At 67.8% G+C, this 6,769-nt stretch carries 6 protein-coding genes and 1 pseudogene; 5 read left to right on the top strand and 2 right to left on the bottom strand.

Going from position 1 to position 6,769, the window contains the following annotated elements:
* From Q0R23_RS18335 to efp, 5 genes are all read left to right on the top strand, one after another.
* A partial coding sequence (locus Q0R23_RS18335; RefSeq protein WP_293915424.1) for a sugar transferase occupies nt 1-1,581 on the top strand: 1,581 nt, incomplete at its 5' end.
* On the top strand, nt 1,578-2,186 hold the full coding sequence (locus Q0R23_RS18330; RefSeq protein ID WP_293915422.1) for an acetyltransferase: 609 nt from the start codon (nt 1,578-1,580) through the stop codon (nt 2,184-2,186). The genes Q0R23_RS18335 and Q0R23_RS18330, both read left to right, overlap by 4 nt.
* 47 nt (nt 2,187-2,233) lie before the next feature.
* Complete coding sequence (gene pta / locus Q0R23_RS18325; protein ID WP_293915420.1) at nt 2,234-4,345, top strand: phosphate acetyltransferase; 2,112 nt, start codon at nt 2,234-2,236, stop codon at nt 4,343-4,345.
* Nucleotides 4,346-4,363: 18 nt separating this feature from the next.
* Complete coding sequence (locus tag Q0R23_RS18320; RefSeq protein WP_293915418.1) at nt 4,364-4,645, top strand: Lrp/AsnC ligand binding domain-containing protein; 282 nt, start codon at nt 4,364-4,366, stop codon at nt 4,643-4,645.
* 201 nt (nt 4,646-4,846) lie between these two features.
* The gene (gene efp / locus Q0R23_RS18315) at nt 4,847-5,404 is read left to right on the top strand and encodes an elongation factor P (protein WP_293915416.1); all 558 of its coding nucleotides are present in this window, start codon (nt 4,847-4,849) and stop codon (nt 5,402-5,404) included.
* Between the two features lie 178 nt (nt 5,405-5,582).
* Here the strand turns inward: efp and Q0R23_RS18310 are convergent, their stop codons facing one another.
* Together Q0R23_RS18310 and Q0R23_RS18305 are read right to left on the bottom strand one after the other, a co-directional pair.
* Nucleotides 5,583-6,296, bottom strand: coding sequence for a metallophosphoesterase family protein (locus Q0R23_RS18310; RefSeq protein WP_293915414.1), 714 nt, complete (start codon nt 6,294-6,296; stop codon nt 5,583-5,585).
* An 11-nt stretch (nt 6,297-6,307) separates the two neighbouring features.
* Nucleotides 6,308-6,769 (bottom strand): annotated as a pseudogene (locus Q0R23_RS18305) (heme ABC transporter ATP-binding protein); the annotation flags it as partial.

Raw genomic sequence — 6,769 nt, 5'->3', positions numbered from 1 at the left:
ATCAGCCTGGAGCGCACCGGCCTGAGCCTGCGGCGAGATGGGCGCGATCTGCTGGCCCTGCGAACTCGCTTGCATGCCCTGCAACCTGACCTGGTGCTGGCCTACACCATCAAGCCCGTCGTGTATGGCCTGATCGCGGCGCGGGCGGCAGGCGTGAAGCGCCGCTACGCCCTGGTCACCGGCCTGGGCTACAGCTTCCAGGGCGCGGGCATGAGGCGCCGCCTGCTTTCGGCGCTGACGGCTGGCCTGTACCGCACGGCGCTGCACGGTGCCCGGCGCGTCATCTTTCAGAATCCCGACGACTGGGCGCTGTTCGTGGAGCGCAAGCTGGTGACGGTAGCGCAGACCGCCCTGGTCAACGGCAGCGGGGTAGACCTGAACCAGTTCGCGCCGGTTCCGTTACCCGAAGCGCCCGTGTTCCTGCTGATTGCCCGACTGCTGCGCGACAAGGGCATCAGCGAGTACGTCGAGGCGGCGCGGCAGGTGCGAGCCCGGCACCCCCAGGCCCGTTTCCAGCTCGTGGGGCCGCTTGATCCCAGCCCGGATTCCTACACCCAGGCCGATCTGGACGCCTGGCAGGCCGAGGGCGTCATCGAATATCTGGGTGAACTGCGCGACGTGCGCCCGGCGCTGGCTGAGTGCCGGATCTACGTGCTGCCCTCCTACCGCGAGGGCACGCCCCGCACCGTGCTGGAGGCGATGGCGCTGGGTCGCCCGGTCATCACCACCGACGCGCCCGGCTGCCGCGAAACCGTCACCGAGGGCGTCAACGGCTTTCTGGTGCCGGTGGGCGACGCTGGGGCGCTGGCTGACCGCATGGACGCCCTGATCGGTGACCCGGCGCTGGCGGCCCGCATGGGCGCGGCAGGGCTGGCGCTGGCCCGTCAGAAATACGATGTCGAACTGGTCAACCGCAGCATGCTGGTGGCGCTGGAGCTGCTGGCTCCGGAGCCGAGGGTCAGCCTCTCCCGCCCCGGCGACCTTCTCAAGCGCGTGTTGGACGTGGCGCTCTCCGGGTTTGGTCTGCTGGTCCTGGGTCTGCCGCTACTGCTGCTTGCCGCCCTGGTGCGCTGGCGGCTGGGCAGCCCGGTGCTGTTTCGCCAGGCGCGCCCCGGTCTGCACGGACGGCCCTTCGTCATGTTCAAGTTCCGCAGCATGACGGGTGAGCGTGGGCCAGGCGGCGAACTGCTCCCCGACGCCGAGCGCCTGACCCGCTTCGGGCGGTTTCTGCGTGCCAGCAGCCTCGACGAGCTGCCGGGGCTGTGGAACGTGCTGCGCGGTGAGATGAGCCTGGTGGGGCCGCGCCCGCTGCTGACGCGCTACCTGCCGCTCTACACTGCCCAGCAGGCCCGGCGCCACGAGGTCCGGCCCGGCATCACCGGCTGGGCACAGGTCAATGGACGCAACGCCATCACTTGGGAGCGAAAGTTCGAGTACGACGTGGAGTATGTGGACCGCCGCAGCCTGGCTTTTGACCTGCATATTCTGTGGTTGACCCTGCAAAAAGTGATCTGCCGCGACGGCATCAGCGCCCAGGGCGAGGCCACCATGCCGCTATTTGAAGGGAGCGACACTCCATGACTGCTCTGCACATCGTCGGCGTCGGGGGCCACGCCAAGGTGATCGTGGCGCTGGCCCAGGCGCTGAAGCTGGAGATCGCCGGACTCTACGACGATCACCCGCAGGCCGGGGCAGTGCTGGGCTGCCCGCTGCTGGGCCGCGTGACTGATCTGCCGGATTCACCTGACACCCTGGCCGTCCTCGCCATCGGCAACAACGCCCTGCGCCGCGACCTGGCCGGACGCTTCTCTCAGGTGCGCTGGGCCACGCTGATTCATCCGGCGGCCTGGGTGCATCACAGCGCCGTACTGGGCGCCGGAACGGTCATCATGGCCGGGGCGGTGCTCCAGCCGGACGCCCGGCTCGGTCGGCACACCATCGTCAATACCGGCGCCACCGTCGATCACGATTGCCAGCTCGGCGACTATGTTCACGTCGCGCCGGGCTGCACGCTGGCGGGCAATGTCACTCTGGGCGAGGGCACCTTCCTGGGCGTAGGGGCGCGGGTCATTCCGGGCTGCACCATCGAGGCCTGGTCGGTGGTCGGCGCGGGCGGCGTGGTCGTGCGCGACCTGGCGGCGGGCGTCACTGCCGTGGGCGTTCCGGCGCGGGTCCGGCAAGCCTAAAGACATCCGCCCTGCTCGCATTGCCCCGCCTCCGCTACAGTCAGCGTATGACCACCACCTTCTTCGTCGGCCCGGTCGGGCAGGATGTGGGCCTGACCAGCGTGGCCCTGGGCCTGGCCCGCGCCCTGTCGCGCAGCGGTGTGCGCGTCGCCTTTCTCAAGCCGGTGGCCCAGTCGCAGAGCGGCCCGGAGCGCAGCGCCACCTTCGCCCGCACCTTCTTGAGCAACGTGCCCGAACCGCTGAGCCGCGCCCACGCCGAAACGCTACTGGGCCGCGAGAGCAGCGATGACCTTCTGGAAGAAGTCGTCACCCTGGCTGAGCAGGCCAAGGTCGGCGCCGACGTGCTGGTGGTCGAGGGCCTGAACCTGACCGGCGGCTCGGCCTACGCGGGCAACCTCAACGCGCTGATGTCGCGCACCCTGGGCGCCGAGGCCGTGCTGGTCGCCTCGCTCAAGACGATGGACGCCGGGGCTTTGGGCGACAGCCTGGAGATCACCGCCCGCGACTATGATCACTCGGACGGCGGCGGGCTGGCCGGGCTGGTCCTGAATCATGTGCCGCTTCAGACCGACTTCGGCGCGGCGCTGGCCGAGTTGCGCCGCCGGGCGCCCAGCCTGGCCGGGGGCAAGCTGGCGCTGCTGGGCGTCATCGGTGAGCAGGCTGACCTGTACGCCCCGCGCACCGCCGACGTGGCCCGGATGCTGAATGCGGCGGTGCTCAACGAGGGCGAGATGCGGACCCGGCGCGTCATCAGCACTGTCGTCTCGGCCCGCAGCGCGCCGTACGTGGCCGATCTGCTGCGCCCCGGCGCCCTGGTGGTCGCGCCCGGCGACCGCGAGGACATCGTGATGGCGGCCAGCCTGGCGCACCTGTCGGGCATTCCGCTGGCCGGGCTGCTGCTCACGGCGGCCAGCGCCCCCGACGACTCGATAGCCCGGCTGTGCCGCGCTGCCCTGACCGGTTCGATGCCGGTGCTTCAGGTCGCGGCCAACACCTACACCACCGCCGGAATGCTCTCGCAGATGGAGCGCAAGATCCCCCTGGACGACCTGGAACGCCTGGAGCGCACCCTCGAATTCGTGGCCGACCGGCTGGACGTGCAGCCGCTCGTGCGCCGCCTGGGCGCCTCTCCGGAGCGCCGCATGACCCCGCCCGCCTTCCGGCACTACCTGATCGAGCAGGCCAGGGCCGCAGGCAAGCGCATCGTATTGCCGGAGGGCGACGAGCCGCGCACCATCAAGGCCGCCGTGATCTGCCATGAAAAAGGCATCGCCCGGTGTGTTCTTCTGGCCGACCCGGTGCGGGTCCGGGCGGTGGCCGAGGCCCAGGGTGTCAAACTGCCGCCCGAACTGGAGATCCTCGACCCCGAAGCGGTGCGTGGGCGCTACGTCGCGCCGATGGTCGAGCGCCGCAAAAGTAAGGGCCTGACCGAGCCGATGGCCGAGGCCCAGCTCGAAGACACGGTGGTGCTGGGCACCATGATGCTCGCACTCGGCGAGGTGGACGGGCTGGTGTCGGGCGCTGTCCACACCACCGCCAACACGGTGCGCCCGGCGTTGCAGCTCATCAAGACCGCAGCGGGGGCCGCGCTGGTGAGCAGCGTGTTCTTCATGCTGATGCCGGAGGGCGTGCTGGTCTACGGCGACGCGGCCATCAACCCCAATCCCAACGCGCAGGAGCTGGCCGACATCGCCATCCAGTCGGCGGATTCGGCCTCGGCGTTCGGCATCGAGCCGCGCGTCGCCATGCTGAGTTACTCGACGGGTACTTCCGGCAGCGGCGAGGACGTGGAGAAGGTGGCCGAGGCGACCCGGCTGGTCAAAGAGCGCCGCCCCGACTTGAACGTGGACGGGCCGCTGCAATACGACGCGGCGAGTGTGCTCAGCGTCGGCCAGCAGAAGGCGCCGGGATCGAGCGTGGCGGGCCGGGCCACCGTGTTTATTTTTCCGGATCTCAACACCGGTAACACCACCTACAAGGCGGTCCAGCGGGCGGCGAACGTGGTGGCCGTCGGGCCGATGCTTCAGGGCCTGCGCAAGCCGGTCAACGACCTGTCGCGCGGCGCCATAGTCGATGACATCGTGTACACCATCGCGCTGACGGCTATCCAGGCTATGCAGGCCGAACACGTCCAGCCCGTTCCCAGCGTTCCCGCCTGATTCACCCGGAGGTTACACATGGTCACCGCTATCGTCCTGGTGCAGGCCGAGAGGCACCGCATTCCCGAAACCGCCGCGCTGCTGGCGCAGGTCAAACACGTGGGGGAGGTCTACAGCGTGACCGGCGAGTGGGACATCGTGGCGGTGCTGCGGCTGCCCGAATACGAGGCGCTCGACGAGGTGGTCACGGCGCACCTGCGCAAACTGCCCGGCATCGTCAGAACCCAGACCATGCTGGCCTTCCGCGCCTACGATGGCGCCGCGCTGGGCGAGGGCTTCGGCATTGGGTTGGAGGAGTAGGGACGGGGACGAACAGCCTGTCCAGACCCAGCGCACCTTCCTTGCCCGCCGCTGCCCGCTCAGGTTAGAATGGCGGCTGTTGCCGACGCGGCCCGCTTTCTGCGGCCCCGGCTCATTCCATTCTGGTTCGAGCAGGCCCGGTTCACGCCTGACTATCTACAGGCGCCGCAACAACCGGGCACCATTCAAGGAGAACATCACATGATTAGCGTCAATGAACTTCGTAACGGCACCAAAGTGGAAATGGACGGCGGCCTGTGGGAATGCCTGGACTACTCGCACCTCAAGATGGGCCGGGGCGGCGCCAAGGTGGTCACCAAGTTCCGCAACATGGAAACCGGCTCCATCGTCGACCGGACGTTTAACAGCACCGAAAAGTTGCAGGACATCTACGTGGAAGGCAAGTCGATGCAGTACCTCTACAAAGACGGCGCCGATTACCTGTTTATGGACATGGAAACCTTCGAGCAGATCAGCTTGCCGCCGGTGCTGGCCGGTGACGCCGCCAAGTTCTTTAAGGAAAATATGGAAGTCGAGGTTGCCATGTACGGCGACAAGGCCCTCAAGATCACCCTGCCCAACCAGGTGATTTTGCAAATCGTGGAAACCGACCCCGGCGTGCGCGGCGATACCGTGTCGGGCGGCACCAAACCCGCCAAGCTGGAAAGCGGCGCCACCGTCCAGGTGCCCCTGTTCGTCGAGAACGGCACCTCGGTGAAGGTCGATACCCGGACCGGCGAATACCTCAGTCGCGCCTGAGCGTCAGCAGTGTTTGATGGGGCGGCTGGGGAGACCTGGTCGCCTGTTTTCGTTGGGTGGTGGGATTTGATCACACCCAATTCCAAAAGGTCGTCACCCTGAGCACAGCGAAGGGTTTACCGAAGTGGCCGCCCGGCTCGACTCTGGACGACACTTCTTGAGTGCTCCTGCCGAGTCTTCAGCCCTGAACCCATTCCCCTGCCCACCACTCCGCGTGCGGCATCCCGCGCTCACGAATGCCCGCCTGCACGGCCCGCACATCGTAGGGCACGCGGCGAAACTGCACCTGCTCACCGTCTATCACCAGATACTCGGCGCGGCTGAGGTTAATGTACCGCTCGCCGCGCCGCTCATACGCCAGGCCCACCGAGCCGGGGTTGAGCAGCCGCCAGCCGCCCAGGCTGCGCAGCAGCGGCGCATGGGTATGCCCGCCGACCCAGACCGGATGCTGCCCAAAACGGAAGCGCAACTCGTCTAGCTGCGCCTCCGGCGTTTCCGCGCCGATGCTTTCGCGGCAGCTTTCCGGCGAGCCGTGGAAGGCCAGCAGATTGGGTAACTCGATCACTGGCTGGTAGCCGCGCAGCAGTGTCAGTTCCGCCTCGCCGAGCTGGAGCCGCCCCCACTCGTCCAGATCGTAGATCTCGCGCTCGTCGGGAAACAGGCCGCGCGGCGCGAACGGTTTCGGGTTCAGGGCGTCCTCGTCGGCGTTGCCCAGCACTGTGTACGCCCCGGCAGCGTACAGGAGCTGAATGCACTCGGCGGGCCAGGCGTTCATGCCCGCCACGTCGCCCAGACACAGCAGCGCGTCGGGCGCCTGACCTTTGATGTCGGCCAGCACGGCGTCCAGCGCGGGCAGGTTGCCGTGGATGTCGGCAATAATGGCCAACCTCATGTCAGCACTGCTCACTCCAGCGCTGCCGGGTGGTCCGAATCCGGCGCGGCGGGCCTGGCCGGGCCACTGCCGGTCATCATCAGCCCGAGTTGTGTTTCGGTCGCCTGCGCGGCGGGCACCTCACCGGCTATCTGGCCTTCGAACATCACCAATATTCGGTCAGACAGGTTCATCACCTCGCCCAGATCGGCGCTGATCAGCAGCACGGCCAGCCCCTGATCGCGTGCCTGGACGATCTGCTTGTGAATGAACTCGATGGCGCCGATGTCCACGCCCCGCGTCGGCTGCGAGGCGACCAGAATCTTGGGGTTCCGCCGCATTTCCCGCGCCACGATGATCTTCTGGGCGTTGCCGCCCGAATAGCGCCCGGCCTGGAGCGCCGCCGAACGAGGCCGCACGTCGTAGGCCTCGCTGAGCTCATGGGCGTTCTTCTCGATCAGGTCCAGGCGCAGCAGCCCCAGCGGCCCGGCATA

It is taken from the genome of Deinococcus sp. (genome assembly GCF_025362455.1).
GTDB lineage: Bacteria > Deinococcota > Deinococci > Deinococcales > Deinococcaceae > Deinococcus.
This window is presented reverse-complemented; position numbering and strand designations above follow the sequence as displayed.

Bases quoted from the DNA above. Each gene is read 5' to 3' on its own strand.
- Q0R23_RS18330 (WP_293915422.1), top strand. From the start codon at position 1,578: ATGACTGCTCTGCACATCGTCGGCGTCGGGGGCCACGCCAAGGTGATC.
- Q0R23_RS18320 (WP_293915418.1), top strand. From the start codon at position 4,364: ATGGTCACCGCTATCGTCCTGGTGCAGGCCGAGAGGCACCGCATTCCC.
- Q0R23_RS18310 (WP_293915414.1), bottom strand. From the start codon at position 6,296: ATGAGGTTGGCCATTATTGCCGACATCCACGGCAACCTGCCCGCGCTG.
- pta (WP_293915420.1), top strand. From the start codon at position 2,234: ATGACCACCACCTTCTTCGTCGGCCCGGTCGGGCAGGATGTGGGCCTG.
- efp (WP_293915416.1), top strand. From the start codon at position 4,847: ATGATTAGCGTCAATGAACTTCGTAACGGCACCAAAGTGGAAATGGAC.